The organism is Microbacterium hydrocarbonoxydans (assembly GCF_011752045.1).
Classification (GTDB): Bacteria; Actinomycetota; Actinomycetes; order Actinomycetales; family Microbacteriaceae; genus Microbacterium.
The window spans coordinates 37,140-51,925 of sequence record NZ_JAAKXW010000003.1 but is presented as its reverse complement, the minus strand read 5'-3'; the positions used below and the strand labels follow the sequence as shown (position 1 = coordinate 51,925).

Annotated in this window: 13 protein-coding genes; 11 read left to right on the top strand and 2 right to left on the bottom strand. The window is 71.4% G+C overall.

The window, feature by feature from the left end; genetic code table 11:
* Nucleotides 1-5: 5 nt before the first annotated feature.
* Complete coding sequence (locus tag G6G98_RS11410) at nt 6-719, bottom strand: hypothetical protein (protein ID WP_164234248.1); 714 nt, start codon at nt 717-719, stop codon at nt 6-8.
* Nucleotides 703-1,368, bottom strand: a complete 666-nt coding sequence (locus tag G6G98_RS11405) for a hypothetical protein (RefSeq protein ID WP_067355954.1) — start codon at nt 1,366-1,368, stop codon at nt 703-705. The genes G6G98_RS11410 and G6G98_RS11405 overlap by 17 nt, the downstream gene beginning before the upstream one ends.
* 76 nt (nt 1,369-1,444) lie before the next feature.
* Between G6G98_RS11405 and G6G98_RS11400 the strand changes: the two genes are divergently transcribed.
* The 11 genes from G6G98_RS11400 (at nt 1,445) to G6G98_RS11350 (ending at nt 14,762) form a co-directional block, all read left to right on the top strand.
* Complete coding sequence (locus tag G6G98_RS11400) at nt 1,445-2,479, top strand: hypothetical protein (protein ID WP_164234249.1); 1,035 nt, start codon at nt 1,445-1,447, stop codon at nt 2,477-2,479.
* Nucleotides 2,476-6,816, top strand: coding sequence for an FtsK/SpoIIIE domain-containing protein (locus tag G6G98_RS11395; protein ID WP_164234250.1), 4,341 nt, complete (start codon nt 2,476-2,478; stop codon nt 6,814-6,816). Before G6G98_RS11400 ends, G6G98_RS11395 begins: the two co-directional genes overlap by 4 nt.
* A gap of 77 nt (nt 6,817-6,893) precedes the next feature.
* Nucleotides 6,894-7,559 (top strand): FHA domain-containing protein, encoded by a 666-nt coding sequence (locus G6G98_RS11390; protein ID WP_164234251.1) that lies wholly within the window; start codon nt 6,894-6,896, stop codon nt 7,557-7,559.
* A 139-nt stretch (nt 7,560-7,698) separates the two neighbouring features.
* Complete coding sequence (locus tag G6G98_RS11385) at nt 7,699-7,992, top strand: WXG100 family type VII secretion target (RefSeq protein ID WP_067355941.1); 294 nt, start codon at nt 7,699-7,701, stop codon at nt 7,990-7,992.
* 53 nt (nt 7,993-8,045) lie between these two features.
* Nucleotides 8,046-8,516 carry a WXG100 family type VII secretion target gene (locus tag G6G98_RS11380; protein WP_067355938.1) on the top strand — a complete coding sequence of 157 codons (471 nt, stop codon included), beginning with the start codon at nt 8,046-8,048 and terminating at the stop codon, nt 8,514-8,516.
* A complete protein-coding gene (locus tag G6G98_RS11375; protein WP_067355934.1) occupies nt 8,513-8,803 on the top strand; it encodes a hypothetical protein in 291 nt (96 codons plus the stop codon). Before G6G98_RS11380 ends, G6G98_RS11375 begins: the two co-directional genes overlap by 4 nt.
* A gap of 4 nt (nt 8,804-8,807) precedes the next feature.
* Nucleotides 8,808-12,368, top strand: coding sequence for a glycohydrolase toxin TNT-related protein (locus tag G6G98_RS11370; protein ID WP_164234252.1), 3,561 nt, complete (start codon nt 8,808-8,810; stop codon nt 12,366-12,368).
* Entirely contained in the window at nt 12,368-12,964 is a 597-nt protein-coding gene (locus tag G6G98_RS11365; protein ID WP_164234253.1) for a hypothetical protein, read from the top strand. The genes G6G98_RS11370 and G6G98_RS11365 overlap by 1 nt, the downstream gene beginning before the upstream one ends.
* Nucleotides 12,965-13,115: 151 nt before the next feature.
* Nucleotides 13,116-13,439, top strand: coding sequence for a glycohydrolase toxin TNT-related protein (locus tag G6G98_RS11360; RefSeq protein WP_164234254.1), 324 nt, complete (start codon nt 13,116-13,118; stop codon nt 13,437-13,439).
* On the top strand, nt 13,423-13,905 hold the full coding sequence (locus tag G6G98_RS11355; protein WP_067355922.1) for a hypothetical protein: 483 nt from the start codon (nt 13,423-13,425) through the stop codon (nt 13,903-13,905). The genes G6G98_RS11360 and G6G98_RS11355 overlap by 17 nt, the downstream gene beginning before the upstream one ends.
* A gap of 98 nt (nt 13,906-14,003) precedes the next feature.
* Entirely contained in the window at nt 14,004-14,762 is a 759-nt protein-coding gene (locus G6G98_RS11350; RefSeq protein ID WP_067355919.1) for a PoNe immunity protein domain-containing protein, read from the top strand.
* Nucleotides 14,763-14,786 lie beyond the last annotated feature (24 nt).

Sequence of the window (14,786 nt, the reverse complement as noted above, 5' to 3'; positions counted from 1 at the left end):
CGGGCTCAGCAGCCGTCGCCGAGCGGTGACGGCTGCTCGATCCTCTCCGGCGGGCCCCAGTCGGAGAAGGTCAGATCCACCGTGCCGGCCGCATCCCCCCGGACCAGGCGGATCGGGAGCGGTTCCCCCTCCCGCTGCACGGTGAGCACGCCGAGGGCGCCCTCCTCTCCGAGGATGAGGTTGGCGCCGTCCCCTGCGGCATCCGCGATCGCGCTCGCGTCACGCGTGAGCTCGGACACGGCGTGCATCGGCTCGAGCAGCATCTCCCACTGCCGCAGCGCGGGGTCGTCCAGCGCGAGGCACGAGTACACGTCCTCGTCGAGCTCGTGGGCGGCGGCGACCGCCGGGGAGGGCAGCACGTAGGCGACCTGGTCGATCACGGCGATGCGCGTCGTCTCCTCGTCGGCCGTGAACTCGGCGACGACCTGCGCCGGTCCTCCGGACACGTCGATCGCCAGTCGCCGCCCTGCGGCGTCCACGAAGGTCCCGGTCATCGTCGCGCCGCCGGCCGCCCGCATCGCGTCGATCACGGTGGCCCTGGCGTCGGCCGTGCCCAGCAGCGAGATGCCGTTGCCGACGTCCTCCGGCCACTCCTTCCCGAGATCGATGTGCGTCGGGGTCGACACGGGGACGGACGGCGCGCTCGAGCATCCGGTCAGAGCGAGCAGCGCCACCGCGACGGGAGCGAGGCCGCGGCGCCGATCAGCCGTCCGACGCATCCGCCACGCACCCGGAGACCGCTCCCTGCTGCTCGAGCGCTCCGCGATCGAGGGAGGCCTCGGCCTTCTCGTTCCCCTCCGCCGGACGCACGATCAGGCATGAGCCCTCGTCGATGAGCCCCGCGGCGAGCGGGAGCCACACCTCGGTGCCGGTGACCCGCTGGGAGACGTCGACGGCGGGACCGCCCGGGCCGTCGACGACGATGACCTGGTACGGGACGTCGGGGCCGCTCCAGGACGCCCGCACGACGTTCTCTGTGACCTCGAAGCGGAGGTCGGAGGCCGCCGACTTCGTGCCGAACGCTCCGATGAGGAGCAGGACGACGAGGACGATGAGGGCGAGCAGCGTGGTGCCCGCGGAGACCAGGAACGCCGGATGCCGCCAGAGCGGGCGCCTGCGCGTCTCGGGGGAGTCCTCGAGCTCGGGGAGGACGCTGCCGGAGGTCTCCAGCGGGCGGATTGCGCCGTGGACCTGCTCCAGGCTCGGACGCGCCGCGTCCCAGCCGACCTGCCCGGACATCGCCGGCGGAGTGACGGCGGCGGGGCGGCCCCAGGAGACGGGGGTCGTCGTGATGAGCGCCGTCCGGCCGGTGAGATCTCCGTCGGGCGAGGTGCTGCGCTCTCGGCGCGTGCGCGGGATGTCGCTCATCGATTCAGTGCGGATTCTCTCTGGTCATCAGGCCCGTCTATCCTAGTCGTGGTCTGCCCCGGAATCTTGGAGTCGCATGCGTTCGTATCAGCCGTGGCGTCGTGGAGCTTCTGCGCTCCTCGCGCTGGCGCTGCCGGCGGCGTTCGGGGTGCTCACGGCCGCGGACGAGGGCGAAGGGGACGGCCCGCCTCCCAACGGCGCGGTGGAGATCCCGTTCCAGGAGACCGGGGACATCCGCCCCGGTGAGGGGTGGCTCATCGACTGCGGCCGCCTGGGAGAGCTCGACGGCGTCACCGTGGCGTGCGAGCCCGACGGCATCTCGCTCACCGCGGAGGGCTACGACCCCGACTGGGGTGAGCGCCCGCTCGCGGTGGAGCTGGTGTCCGCGTCGGCGCGCCTCGAGGTCACGTACTCGGTGCGGCTCGGGCCCCCTCCCGCCCCGGAGATGGCCGTCGACCGGCTCGACCTGCCGGTGCGGGTCGGCGAGCAGGCGATGGTGCCGCTGTCGGCGCTGGGGATCACCTGCGCGGTCTGCTCTGAGGAGGGCGGCGCCACGATCGAGGTCGGGACGCTGCCGCCGGGGTTCGCCGCGGGCGTCAGCGCCACGCACCTGTCGCTGCGCGGCTCCGCGGCCGGCGACGTCGCGATCCCGCTGCGGGTCACCGATGACGCCGGTCAGCAGACCACGGCCGAGCTCACGGTGTCGTTCGTCGAGGGCGGCGTGGACCGGGCCTCGGCGCTGCACATCGTATCGCCGGCATCCGAGTGGGATCTCGCCTCCCTCTCCTGGGGCGAGGACCGGGTGATCCTGTGCACCGGCCCGCAGCCCGACGGTCTCACGTGCGAGCCCGACGGGGCGGCCGAGCTCTCCGGCGACGGCGGCGGGCCCGCCCAGTTCCTGTTCCGCGTCATCGCCGCGGACGGCGAGGACGGCTGGGGCAGCATCACCGTCGACGAGTCGCTGGAGGGCGATGAGCCCGCCGCGCCGTCCTGGGCCGATGAGGCCCCCCTGCACCTCGTCTATCCGCCGGCGGGCGAGGATTCCGCCGATGTGAGCGGCTCCCTCCTGGGTCCGCTCTCGCTTCTCCTGGAAGGGATGTCCGGACGATGAGCCTCCGGTTGACCGTCGCCGATCGCCCCGGCGGATCGCACGCAGAGTCCTGGTTCGTGAAGGTCGACGAGGCGACGACCGTGTCCGAGATCGGCGAGGCGCTGAACGTCCCCGCCGAGGTACTCGCACCGGGCGCCGAGCCGTCCGCGTCCTTCGCGTCCGCCTCGCTGCGCAGCGGCGGCGTGGTGCCGAGCAGCGTGCCGGTGGTGCTGCCCCCCGGCACGATACGCCTGGAGTTCGTCGCCGGCCCCTTCGCGGGGGAGTCGGTCGCCGTCGCACCGGGTGAGCAGCTGCTCATCGGCCGCGGGCCGCGGGCGTCGATCAAGATCGCCGACCCGCACCTGCAGGACGAGCACATGACGATGACGGTCTCCGGCGGTCTCGCCGCCGACGGGTCCCCGCTGCCGCTCTCCGCGCATCTCGAGCTCGTCGGCGCCGACGGCAACCTCGTGGTGAACGGCGTCGACGGCGAGCGCGACGCCGAGATCGTCCCCGCCGACCTCGTGCAGCTCGGCAGCAGCGTGGTGCGCCTCGGCGTCGCCCCGGCATCCGACGCCGACATCACCGTGGACGAGCTCGGCAAGCGCGCGTTCAACCGCCCCTCACGCATCCGCCCCGCCGCCACGCCGCCGACGATCGCCCTCCCCGGCGACGAGCCGGAGGAGGCGGACGCCTCGCCGCTGCCGTGGCTGTCGGCCATCGTCCCCGTCGTCCTCGGCGTGACGCTGGCGTTCGTGTTCCAGCGCCCGATCATGCTGCTGATGGCCGCGGCGTCTCCGATCATGGTGATCGGCTCGTTCTTCGCGAACAAGAAGATCGCCAAGCGCAAGGGGGAGAAGACCCAGGCGGAGTGGATCGAGGAGATCGAGTCCGCCCGGGAGCGGATCGCCGTGCACGTGCGCCAGCAGCGGCTCAGCAGCTGGTACCACCACCTCGACCCCGTGTACATCAGGGACGTCGTCACCCGCCCCCTGTCCCGGCTCTGGGAGCGCAGGCGCTCCGAGTCCGACGCGCTCAGCATCCGGGTCGGCGTGGCGGACGTCCCGCTCGACGTCCGGTTCGAGGGCGGCCCGCAGAAGGAGCGGCGGGATGAGCGCCGGGTGGGCGTGTCGCCGTCCCCCGTGTCGGTCGACCTCGAGAGCGGACCGGTCGGCGTCGCCGGCCCCGCCGACATCACCGCGGGCGTCGTGCGCTCCATGCTCACGGCGCTGACCGCGCTGCGCTCCCCGCGCGACCTCCAGGTGGTGGTGCTCTGCGACCGCGATCAGGAGCACGCCTGGTCGTGGGTGCAGTGGCTGCCGCATGCGCAGCCCGGCGTGGGCCCCGTCGCGCTGATCGGCAACACCGACCTGACGAGGAGGGAGCGCGTGCGCGAGATCGGCGCGCTCCTCGACGTCCGTCAGCGCATCGGGCGCAACCGGCAGCTCGACACGGAGTCCCACGTCGTGCTCGTCGTGGACGGCGCACGGCGCTACCGGATGCTCCCGGGGATGGTGGCCCTGCTGGAGCAGGGCTCCGCTCACGGCATCCACGTGATCGCGATCGACAGCGACCGCTCCCGACTTCCCGAGGAGGCGTCGACCGTCGTGGTGGCCGATCCCGGCGACCCGCTGCTCGGGCGGGTCGAGTCGAACGACGCCTATCACTCTCCCGTCCTGCTCGATCAGGTCAGCGTCGCGTACGCCGAGGAGCTGGCACGGCACATGTGCTCGATCGAGCACGTCCGCGGGGTCGGCGACGACTCCACCGTTCCCACGAGCGTCCGCTACACGGAGCTGCTCGGCATCGACCTGGACGACCCGCAGCCGATCGTCGAGCAGTGGCGGGTCGCACCGCGGCAGTCGTACGTGGTGATCGGCGCCGGCAGCGAGGGCGAGTGCGCGATCGACATCGCCGCAGACGGCCCGCATGCGCTCGTCGCCGGCACGACCGGATCGGGCAAGTCGGAGTTCCTGCAGGCCCTCGTGGTCTCGCTCGCCCTGGCGAACCGGCCCGACGCGCTGAACTTCGTGCTCATCGACTACAAGGGCGGCTCCGCCTTCGCCGACTGCGCCCGGCTCCCGCACACCGTCGGCATGGTCACGAACCTCGACGCACGCGAGACGGAGCGGGCGCTGGCCTCCCTGGACGCCGAGCTCAAGCGCCGCGAGCGGGTGCTCCGCGACGACATCGGCGCGAAGGACGTCGACGCCGCCTGGGAGAAGGACGCGGATGCCGCCGCGCGCCTGGGTCTCGCCCGGCTCATGATCGTCGTCGACGAGTTCGCCGAGCTGAAGACCGAGCTCCCCGACTTCATCAACGGGCTCGTGCGCATCGCGCGCGTCGGACGCTCGCTCGGCGTCAACCTGGTCCTCGCGACCCAGCGCCCCTCCGGCGTGATCACTCCGGAGATGCAGTCCAACGTCAACCTGCGCATCGCGCTGCGCGTCACCGACCGCTCCGACTCCACCGACGTGATCGGCACCCCGGACGCGGCGCTGATCTCCGCGGCGACGCCGGGACGCGGGTACATCCGCGCAGGGCAGGACGCCGCGCCGATCGTGTTCCAGACGGCGCGGGTCGCCGGCCTGCGGCTCGGGCACCAGCGCATGACGCGCGTGCTCCCTCCGGCGGCGCGCTACGACTGGCAGACCGTGGGCCTGCCGCCGCGCTTCCCGGTGACGGAGAAGGCGGCGCATCGTCCCGACCAGGACGACACCGACCTGCGCGGCCTCGTCCAGCTCGCAGGCAGGGCAGCCGCGGCCCTCGGCGTCGAGCGCAGCCCGTCGCCGTGGCTGCTGCCGCTGCCCGACGTGCTGCCGCTGGACCGGTTCGACCAGGATGCGGCGCCGGAGGGCGCGGTCGTGCTCGGCCTCGTCGACGTGCCGAGCCGTCAGACGCAGAGGCCGCTGCTGTGGAACGTCCACACCGACTCGCACCTGCTGTTCTTCGGAGGCAGCAGGTCGGGCCGCACCACGGCCGTGCGCACGCTGCTGGCGCAGGCCGTGCAGCGGTTCACCCCGGCGGACCTCCACGTCTACGCCGTCGACTACGGCACCGGGGCGCTGCTGCCCTTCGCGGCGGCTCCGCACACCGGCGCGGTGGTCACTCCGCAGGACGCCGGGCGACTGCCGCGGCTGCTGGACCGGATGGGGGCGGAACTCTCGCGGCGTCAGGCCGTGCTGGCGGCGGCAGGAGTCGGCAGCATCGCGGAGCAGCGGGCCGGCGCCGACGCCAGGGACGCGCTCTCGTACGCGGTGTTCGTCATCGACGGCTGGGAGCGCCTGTCCGCCTCGATGAGCGCGGACGACATGGTCGCCGTGCGCGACCAGGTGCTCCGACTGCTCCGCGAGGGCCCGTCGACGGGTCTGCGGGTGGTCCTCACCGCCGACCGCTCCGTGGCCGCCGACAAGGTGGCGAGCTTCATCGACACGCGGTACGCGCTCCCGATGCGCGACGTCAACGACTACCGCGGGGCCGGAATCATGGTCAGGGAGATCCCCTCGGAGATGCCGCCGGGCAGGGCGCTCTTCGGCTCCGACGGGACCGAGGTGCAGTTCGCGGTGCTCTCCGCCGACACGACGGGCGAGGGGCAGACCGCCGCCGCACGCGGCATCGTGGAGTACGTCGGCTCGCACTACGCGCAGTTCCCGCAGCTCGCGGAGCTGCCGCAGGCGTTCCGCGTCGACCCGCTCCCTGTGCGCATCGGCCTCAGCGAGACCGCGGCGCTCCCGCTGCTCGAGGGCTGCACGGCGCAGGCGCCGGTGGTGGCCGTGGGCGGCGACCGCCTGTCCAGGATCACGGTGGACTGGCCGTCGGTCGGCGGGTTCGTCGTGGCCGGCGACCGCCGCAGCGGCAAGACCTCGGCGCTGGCGTCGATCACCCACCAGCTCGCCTGGCACGGGACGAGGGTCGTCGTCGCCGTCGCCCGCGAGGGGACGCTGCTCTCCGACGTCGCGCGCAGCCACGGGCTGCCGGTGCTCACGCCGCAGAGCGCGGATGCCGACCTCGCGGCGGCGCTGGCCGCGGGCGAGGAGCCGCTCACCGTCGTCGTCGACGACAGCGAGGGCATCCGCGACTCGGCTCTCGACCGCGCCCTCGCCGCCGCGCGCCAGCACACGCGATTCATCGTGGGGATCGGCGCCGAGTCGGCCGGCGCGTCCATCACGACGGCCCTCACCGAGGCGAAGAAGGGACGCGCGGGCCTGCTGCTCTCGCCGACCTCCACGATCATCGGCACCCAGGTGTTCGGCGTCCAGCTCGCTCGCACGCACGTCGGCCGCGGGGCCCCCGGCTCGGGCATGTTCTTCTCGGACGGCTCCTACATGCCGGTGCAGGTCCCCGACGTCACGGCCTGAGCGAGGCGCCCCCGGGGGCGGGTTAGACTGACGCGGTGCTCGCGCCGGACGACGGGCACGATCGAGGAGGGCGAACGATGAGCACGCAGTGCCGCTATTGCGGTGAAGCCGTACGGCCGGACAGCATGTTCTGCCCCGCGTGCGGCCAGCTCATCGGAGCCGTCGGCGGCGCGGTGCCGCCGTTCCCCGGTCGCGCTCCCGCGGCGAACCCGGAGTCGCCCTCCGCGCCCGCGGCCCCGGCGCCCACGCTCGCTCCCGTGCCGCTGCCGGCGCCTCGTCCGGCATCCGGTGCGAAGCGCCCCGAGCCCGCCCGCCGGCCGTCGACCAAGGCGCCGTCCGCCGGCGCCGCCGCAGCGGAGGCCCCCGCCGCGGATGCCGCCGCCCCTGCGGCCGCGAAGCCCGCCGCGAAGGCCGCTCCCGCCGTGCCCACGTCGGTGGTGCTGCCGGATGGGCGCCGTCTCGACCTGGACCGGGTCCTGGTGTTCGGCCGCTCGCCGGAGCAGGGCGCTCCGGCGCACGACGGCGTCCCGGTGCGCCTGGACGACCCCGGCCGGGCGATGTCGCGGGTGCATCTCGTCCTCCGGCCCGTGAACGGGGCCGTGACCGCCACGGATCCCGGGTCGGCGAACGGGACGCTGCTGGAGCGCGACGGCGTCCAGTACGCCCTCGTCGCGGGCACCGCCAGCGCGCTCGTCCCGGGGGACCGCCTGCTTCTCGGCGACGTGACCCTGTCCGTCGTCTGACCCCTGCCGGCGTTTCACACCCCGCCGAAGCGGGGTCCGCAGTGGGGAGTTCTCCCCATCGGAGGAGCATCCGCCGCTGTGTTAGGAATGTTCTGTACATCAAACCAGCGGCGACGCCGCGCAACCCAGGGGGTATGAAATGGCCGAGATCAAGGTCACCTCAGAATCACTCGCAGGTGTCGCGAGCCAGCTCGCCAACGGCGCGTCCTCGATCGAGTCGCAGCTCGGCAACCTGAAGTCGCTCGTGCAGGGTCTCATCGCCGGCGACTGGGGCGGCTCGGCCTCGGAGACCTTCAACGAGCTCTACGAGCAGTGGGATGCCGCCGGCCTCCAGCTCAAGGAGTCCCTCACCGGCATCAGCGACCAGCTGAACAAGGCCTCCCTCGCCTACGAGGAGTCCGAGCAGAACATCGGCAACAGCTTCCGCCAGTAATCCATCCGCGGATCCCGGAGGGTCCGTCGTCGTCACGGTGAGGGGGGTACCGCATGGTGCACTTCGTGGTGAGCACTCCGTCGCTCGGCTTCTCGGCAGCGTCCATGATGGACGCGGCGGCGCTGCTCGACATGCAGATCGCGCAGGCGCAGGGGGTCGTCGACGCCGTCGCCGGCGGCACGTGGACCGGCGACGCGGCGGACGCCTTCGTCCAGGAGTGGACGGCGTTCGTCGCGAGCGCCACGGTCACCCGGACGGCGCTGATGAGCATCGCGGTGCGGCTGCAGGGGGCGCAGAACACCTACGAGGTCACGGAGGGCCAGCTGGTCGCCGCGTCCAGGACCGCGCGGGTGACGATCACCCAGCCCGGCAAGGACGGGCAGCTCGGCACCGAGGACGACAAGAAGGTCAAGGTGTCGCTCGAGGCGAGCGTCACCGACTCGCAGGCCGACCTCACCGAGCTGCAGGAGCAGATCAAGAGGGCGGACGCGGCGTGGGACGACGAGGGGAGCGCTGACGCGTGACCGGCAAGCACGAGTACGAGATCGGCGACATCCGCGGGCTGGAGTCGGCGCTCAAGCAGCTGCACGGCTACTGCGGCGACCTGCAGGCGCAGGCGATGGCGGCCACGACCGCGGTCAGCGGCCAGTGGCAGGGTCTCGCGAACGCCGAGTTCGTCAACGCGGTACAGACCTGGCAGGTCGGCGCGACCCTGCTCACCGCGCACGCCGAGTACCTCGCCACCTGGGCGGGGTACGCGGCGACCCAGTACGAGCAGGCGCAGACCTCGATGAAATCCAGTTGGGCGTAGGGACATGGTGAGGATCGATCCGGAGAAGTTCCGCGAGGCGGCGGACAACTTCAACGCCGTCTCGACGCAGTCGTTCCAGTACGGCTCGTCGGCGAGGGGGATGCTGAGCGGCTACGGCGGCATGGCGGGCACCGACCCGGGCGGCGAGGCGTTCGCGGAGGCGTACGACGCGATGGCCGCCGCGGCGCTGCAGTGCTTCGACGACGTGGGCGTGTCGGCGCGCGACATGGACCGCGGCCTCATGGCCAGCGCGGGAACGCACGCCCAGGCGAACGCGAACGCGGGCTACATCGTCTACGACGCATCCGCCGCCTATGTGCTGCGGCCGAAGCTGACGGAGAGCTGCGTCTCGCCCCCGCCCTCGGCGTTCGGCGGCCGGCCGGACACGATGGTCGACGGGCTCGACTCCGCCGCGGTCTGGATCTGGGACCAGATCCTCAACATCGTCGGCATGCTGTTCCCGGACGGCGACCCCGACAAGCTGCGCGAGGCCGGTTCGGCCTGGCGCGGGATCCAGGGCGACATCCGTTCGCTGAGCACCTCGATCGCCAGCGCGGATGCTCCGCTCGGAAGCATCGAGAGCGGCGAGATCTCCGGCATCCAGGGCAAGGTCGACGACTTCTCCGAGGGCATCCTGAAGTTCCTCTCGGACGATGAGGGAATCGGCAAGATCGACAACATCTGCCGCGACTACGCGGACCAGATCGAGGAGACCCACCGCGAGACCCGCCAGATGCTGGCGCAGCTGGTGATCGAGATCGTCGCGGCGATGGCGGTCGGCGGTCTGCTCTCCGTGGTGACGTTCGGCGCGTCCGCCGTCGTCGCGGGCTCCGGCATCGCCATCCGCATCGCGAACGTGGCGGCGAGGATCGCCATCTTCGTGCAGAAGTGCGTGGACAAGGCCATGGACCTCTCCCGTGCGCTCAAGGCGATCATCGTCGGCCTGCGGGCGGCGGGCACGAAGTTCCCCAAGCTGACCAAGGTCGCGATCGAGGTCGTCGCCGGAACCACCGGTGCCGGTGCCGCCGAGCTCGCCGACCCGAACCCCAACTTCCTCGCGGCGTTCGCGGGCGGATTCGCCGGCGGCGGCATCACCGCCGCGATGACCGCGCCGTTCGGGAACGCGGGCAAGAAGTTCCTCGTGCGCGCCCTGTCGAACGGCGCGGGCGGCGTGGGCGGGACCGCGGTGGATCTCAGCATCCGCGGCGACGAGATCACCCCGGCGGCGCTCGCCATGAGCGCCGGCCTCGGTGTCGCGATGTCGGGCAAGTTCCCGAGCCGCAAGGGTCCGGGGTCGACCACGGTCGACGGGCACGTGGACGCTCCGGATGCCGACATCCCCGCCGGTGTCGGCGGCGACGTGAACGGTCCCGGGGTCGACGGCAACGACATCAAGACGGACTACGACGGGCCGATGGGCGCCGGCAACGAGATCGGCCCCGGCGGCGGTGACGGCGGCGGCGCTCCCACCGACCACGGCGATGCGCCGACCAGCCCGGAGATCCACGTCACCCCCGAATCGAACCCGACGCCGGAGTCGAACCCGACCCCCGAGTCGAACCCGACCCCCGAGTCGAACCCGACCCCCGAGTCGAACCCGACGCCGGAGTCGAACCCGACCCCGGAGTCGAACCCGACGCCGGAGTCGAACCCGACGCCGGAGTCGAACCCGACGCCGGAGTCGAACCCGAGCCCGGAGTCGAACCCGTCCCCGGAATCGAACCCGAGCCCGGAGTCGAACCCGACCCCCGAGTCGAACCCGACCCCCGAGTCCGACCCGGATGCCGAGGCGAACCCCGGCGGTCGCACGGACCAGCCGCGGAACACTCCGGATGACGGGGAGGCCGAGACCCCGCGCGGCGACGACGCCGAGGGCGAGGGCGACGGAACGCCCGAGGACGACGCAGACGCAGACGGCGATGGCACGCCCGAGGACGACGCCGACGGTGCCGACCCGGACGGCGATGGCGCAGACGGCGACGGTGATCCGCTCAACCCGCGGATGGACACGCTGTACGGCCCCGACGGCGAGCGGCTGTCCTTCGACGACTGGAACACGCAGCACGGCGACCCCGACGCGCCGCTCAATGCGAACAAGGGCGAGTACGGCGAGCTCGTCGCGCAGGACTACATGGAGAGCCAGGGCTGGACGCGCATCGACGCCGGCGCCGACGGCTCGCACAACACGAACGCGAACGGGATCGACGGCGTCTACGTCCGCGAACGTGCGGACGGCACCAACGAATACGCCGTGATCGAGGCGAAGTACAACACCGCCCGCCTGGGGAACACCGAAGACGGCCGCCAGATGAGCGATCTCTGGATCGCGAACCGGATCGACGGCGCGATGGACGGTGTCGATCAGGTGCACGTCGACGGCGTGAAGGATGCACTCGACTCCGGCGAACTGGGCAGCGGCGTGATCCGCGTGACGCCTGACGGCGACGTGCACGTTCGCCAGCTCGATTCCGACGGGTATGTCGTCCGGAACTCGGCCGATGCCTTCGCCGGGAGCCGCCCGGACAGCGACGGGCCATCCGGCGCCGATGGCGACGGCGGAAGCCGCGGGCCTGCGAAGCCGGGATCCGGACCTGTCGGCGACGGCGACGCCTCCACCCCGCCGAGCGGTTCCGAGCAGACGGCATCCGGAGCATCCGATGACGCGGACGTCGCTGATGCGGCAGACGACGCCGACGGCACCAGCACCGGCGGGACCGATGCCGGAACGGGCGCGGGAGACGGAGACGACGCGCCCGGTGACGCGGATGCGGGCAGCGGGGACGATGGCGGTGACGGACCCGTCGATGACGGGACGACTCCGCCTGCAACGCCCCCCTATGACCCGGCCGAACTACAGGACCTGACGCCGGAGCAGCAGGAGATCATCGCGGGCACCGCAGACTCCGGTCCGGGTTGGACCAGGGTCGTGGAGACCCCGGAGATCATCGCCGACCTCAACGGGTACAACCAGCCGCGGCCCGATCCTGGGACGATGAACCCGGCGTTCGGCCCGAAGCCGCACCTTCCTCCGGGAGGCGGCGCCGTGCTGATCGACTTCGACGGGCAGCCGTGGGGTCACGACGGATTCAACGGTCCGGAGCACACCGAGGCATCCTGGAGCGAGCGGTACGTCGATCGCGATCCCAACGCCACGCCGGACGCCGATGGCAACACCTATGGCAACATGCATTTCGCACCGAACTTCGGAGCTGTTCCGGGGACACGCGTGCAGTTCGATGACCTCGATGCGTTCCTTCGCGAGTTCGGGAACCTTCGCATCGACAGGCTCGGCGGGCTGAGCGGCGGATTCCTGGGGATCGGCGGCGGATCGTTCAATGATCGGGCGCTTCCCCCGGGGCAGCGCATGACCGATCAGTACTCCGCGATCGCCTTCCGTCAGGGAGCGCAGCTGCCGCCGGGCTACACGATCGAGATCGGGCTCATCGCCGACGCCTATGGGCGTGACGGCGGGGGGCTGCAGCTCGTCGTGCGGAATCCGGACGGCGACGATGTGAGGCTCGACAGCGATATCGCCGCTGATCTCTTCGAGATCGACACGTGGTGATGCGAAAGGTCAGCATCCGGCGTGACGCGGGTCCGCTGGCCGGGGAGATCCTGTCGTGGGCACCGTTGCGCGCTCTCGACCTGACCGTGGAGCAGACGGCTCTCGTCAATCACGACGGCGTACTGGAGCAGGGCGATCTCCTCTCGGGGAGCGCCATGGCGCAACCAGAGCAGGGACTGTTCGAGTGGCGGGTGTGGGACCACGGAGCTCCGCGCACGGTCATGCAGTCGAACGCATTGCGTCTTCCGATGCTCGAACTGCTGCGGTCGTCGCTCGCTCCCGCCCTCAGGGTGGCCTCGTTCGGTGAGGTTCCGGGCGTTGAGGTCTCCTCCGATGCTGAGGGCACGCGCTTGAGCTGGGCAGGTGAGTCCTGGGCATGGTTCCCCGGCAGGGCGTCCTTCACGCACGCGCTGCCGCTGATGCAGCTGATCACCGCCTCAGACGACGAACTCGAGTCGTCGGTGCGTTCGGCAGACGGTTCGCCCCTGTTCGCACCGGCGGAAGCTGTGCGACGGGAACAGCGTTCATCGGGCGCATCCTCCGCCGTTCTGGATCATGACAGCTGGCGCGCCTGGCTCGCCTCGCGGCAGGACTGATGTCCCCGGGTCCGGCTAAGTTGGGATGGATGAGAGTGGTGGAGCTGTGAACCAGGCGTTGACGCGCGAAGAGTGGGCGGCGCGATACCTCGATGAACACGGGGACCTGCGACCTGCGCCGAACAACGGCGCCGTCGCGGGCCAGCGGGTCGTGTTCGACGACATCGCAGCATTCCTCGATGTCTTTCCGGCGCAGGTCGATCGTCTCGGCGCTCCCGATGACGCGTTCCTCACCATCCTCGGCGGGACGTTCGATCAGCGGTCCCTGTTGCCGTCCGACACCTCGGAACGGCTGCACCGCTACGAGTTCACCGGTGTGCTGCCGGACGGGTGGCGGATCGAGGTGGGCACGACGGCGCCCCTGTTCGGCCGCAGCGGCGGGGCGCGGTATGTCCTCGTGCTCGGTGCGAACGGCGCGCAGATGAATGTGTTCGAGCTGCTGGACGCGGGGGTGATCCGTGAGCTTCCCGCTTGACCCCGCGTTCGCGACGCCGTTCTCCGAACTCGAGTGGTCCGCGCGCCGACCGCGCTCCGAGGACGAATGGGTGATCGGTGACTACGCCCGCGGTTTCCTGATCCTGCAGCGCCCCGAGTACATCCAGGTGGCTCGCAGGGTCACGCGCGGGGCCCCGGCGATGAAGATGTGGACGCCCAGCCCGCAATGGGCGCAGGCTTACGTCGCCTACTGGACTGCACGTCTCATCCGCTACCGGCGAGGGCTGCCTGACGTGCATGCCCCGGCGTCGGCGGAGAATCTCGGCGCGGGCTTCCGTCTCGACCTCTCCGATCCCGACGGCGTGTTCCTGCACGCGGACGGCTCCGGGGACTGGGCCGGCTTCGGCCGCGGCAACGAGGGGGCGGCGGTCGCGTTCTCGAGGTACTGGAGGCCGAACGTGGCGGAAGTCCTCGACGCCGTACTCGGAGAGCCGGGGGCGCCGTGAGGAACCGGGTCGTCGATCGTCTGGACTCTCGCGCATGACTGCGCACCGAGCCATCGCGCAGAGGCGTCGACAGCGGAGTGAAGGAAGGCAGGGTGAGGATGCTTCGGGACACCAGGGCTGATCAGGAGTACTTCGACGGGGTCGTGGAGTACCTCCGAGGCATCTGCGGTTCGGAGGATGCGCGGTTGGCGCGCCCGGTCGAGACGTTCAACAAGCCCGAGATCCTCGGCCTGAGCGCCGCCAACGCGATGAACAAGCAGTGGGATCTGTTCACCAGCCTCTATTCGCAAGGTGCGTCGCTCAACGGACTCCGGGAGGAGTTCGACGTGCTGCTGTCCGCAGCCGAGCGCGCACGCCGGCTCTCTGCGGAGCATCTGCCCGCCGACTATCTGGCGAAACGGTTCGAACTCGGCAAGAACAAGGACTTCTACCGCCAATGGCTGTGGCTGGTCTCACTCTCGCTCGTCTTCGACGTCGACCAGGAGACCTTCGACCGGGTCGTCGCGGCGGTCGAATTCGGGTGGGGCGATCGGCTGCTCGACCGGCTCATCGCGTCGCGCCGCCCCGGGCGCCCGGTGGGGGAGGCCCTGGCCTTCCCCCGGATCGTCGGCAAGCTGGATGCGGCCTTCGACGCGGCGTCTCCGGCGGCGGCATCCGGCGCCGTCGCGAAGTACCTCGCGTCGTGGTATCCGGCGTGGAAGGGCGCCTGGGGCTGGGGCGGCCACGAGCAGGTCAAGAAGCGCCAGTATCACGGCTACTGGGCCTTCGAGGCTCTCGGCGTGGTGAAGGCGCTGGGTCTCGACGATGAATCGTTCCGCGACGATGAGTACTACCCGCGCGACCTCGCCGGTGTCTGACCCCGAACGACGAACGAGCAGGCA

What these genes read in the sequence shown, in the direction of transcription:
- G6G98_RS11410 (WP_164234248.1), bottom strand. Translation starts at nt 719, where the DNA reads ATGCGTCGGACGGCTGATCGGCGCCGCGGCCTCGCTCCCGTCGCGGTG.
- G6G98_RS11350 (WP_067355919.1), top strand. Translation starts at nt 14,004, where the DNA reads ATGCTTCGGGACACCAGGGCTGATCAGGAGTACTTCGACGGGGTCGTG.
- G6G98_RS11390 (WP_164234251.1), top strand. Translation starts at nt 6,894, where the DNA reads ATGAGCACGCAGTGCCGCTATTGCGGTGAAGCCGTACGGCCGGACAGC.
- G6G98_RS11395 (WP_164234250.1), top strand. Translation starts at nt 2,476, where the DNA reads ATGAGCCTCCGGTTGACCGTCGCCGATCGCCCCGGCGGATCGCACGCA.
- G6G98_RS11405 (WP_067355954.1), bottom strand. Translation starts at nt 1,368, where the DNA reads ATGAGCGACATCCCGCGCACGCGCCGAGAGCGCAGCACCTCGCCCGAC.
- G6G98_RS11400 (WP_164234249.1), top strand. Translation starts at nt 1,445, where the DNA reads ATGCGTTCGTATCAGCCGTGGCGTCGTGGAGCTTCTGCGCTCCTCGCG.
- G6G98_RS11380 (WP_067355938.1), top strand. Translation starts at nt 8,046, where the DNA reads ATGGTGCACTTCGTGGTGAGCACTCCGTCGCTCGGCTTCTCGGCAGCG.
- G6G98_RS11385 (WP_067355941.1), top strand. Translation starts at nt 7,699, where the DNA reads ATGGCCGAGATCAAGGTCACCTCAGAATCACTCGCAGGTGTCGCGAGC.
- G6G98_RS11370 (WP_164234252.1), top strand. Translation starts at nt 8,808, where the DNA reads ATGGTGAGGATCGATCCGGAGAAGTTCCGCGAGGCGGCGGACAACTTC.
- G6G98_RS11365 (WP_164234253.1), top strand. Translation starts at nt 12,368, where the DNA reads ATGCGAAAGGTCAGCATCCGGCGTGACGCGGGTCCGCTGGCCGGGGAG.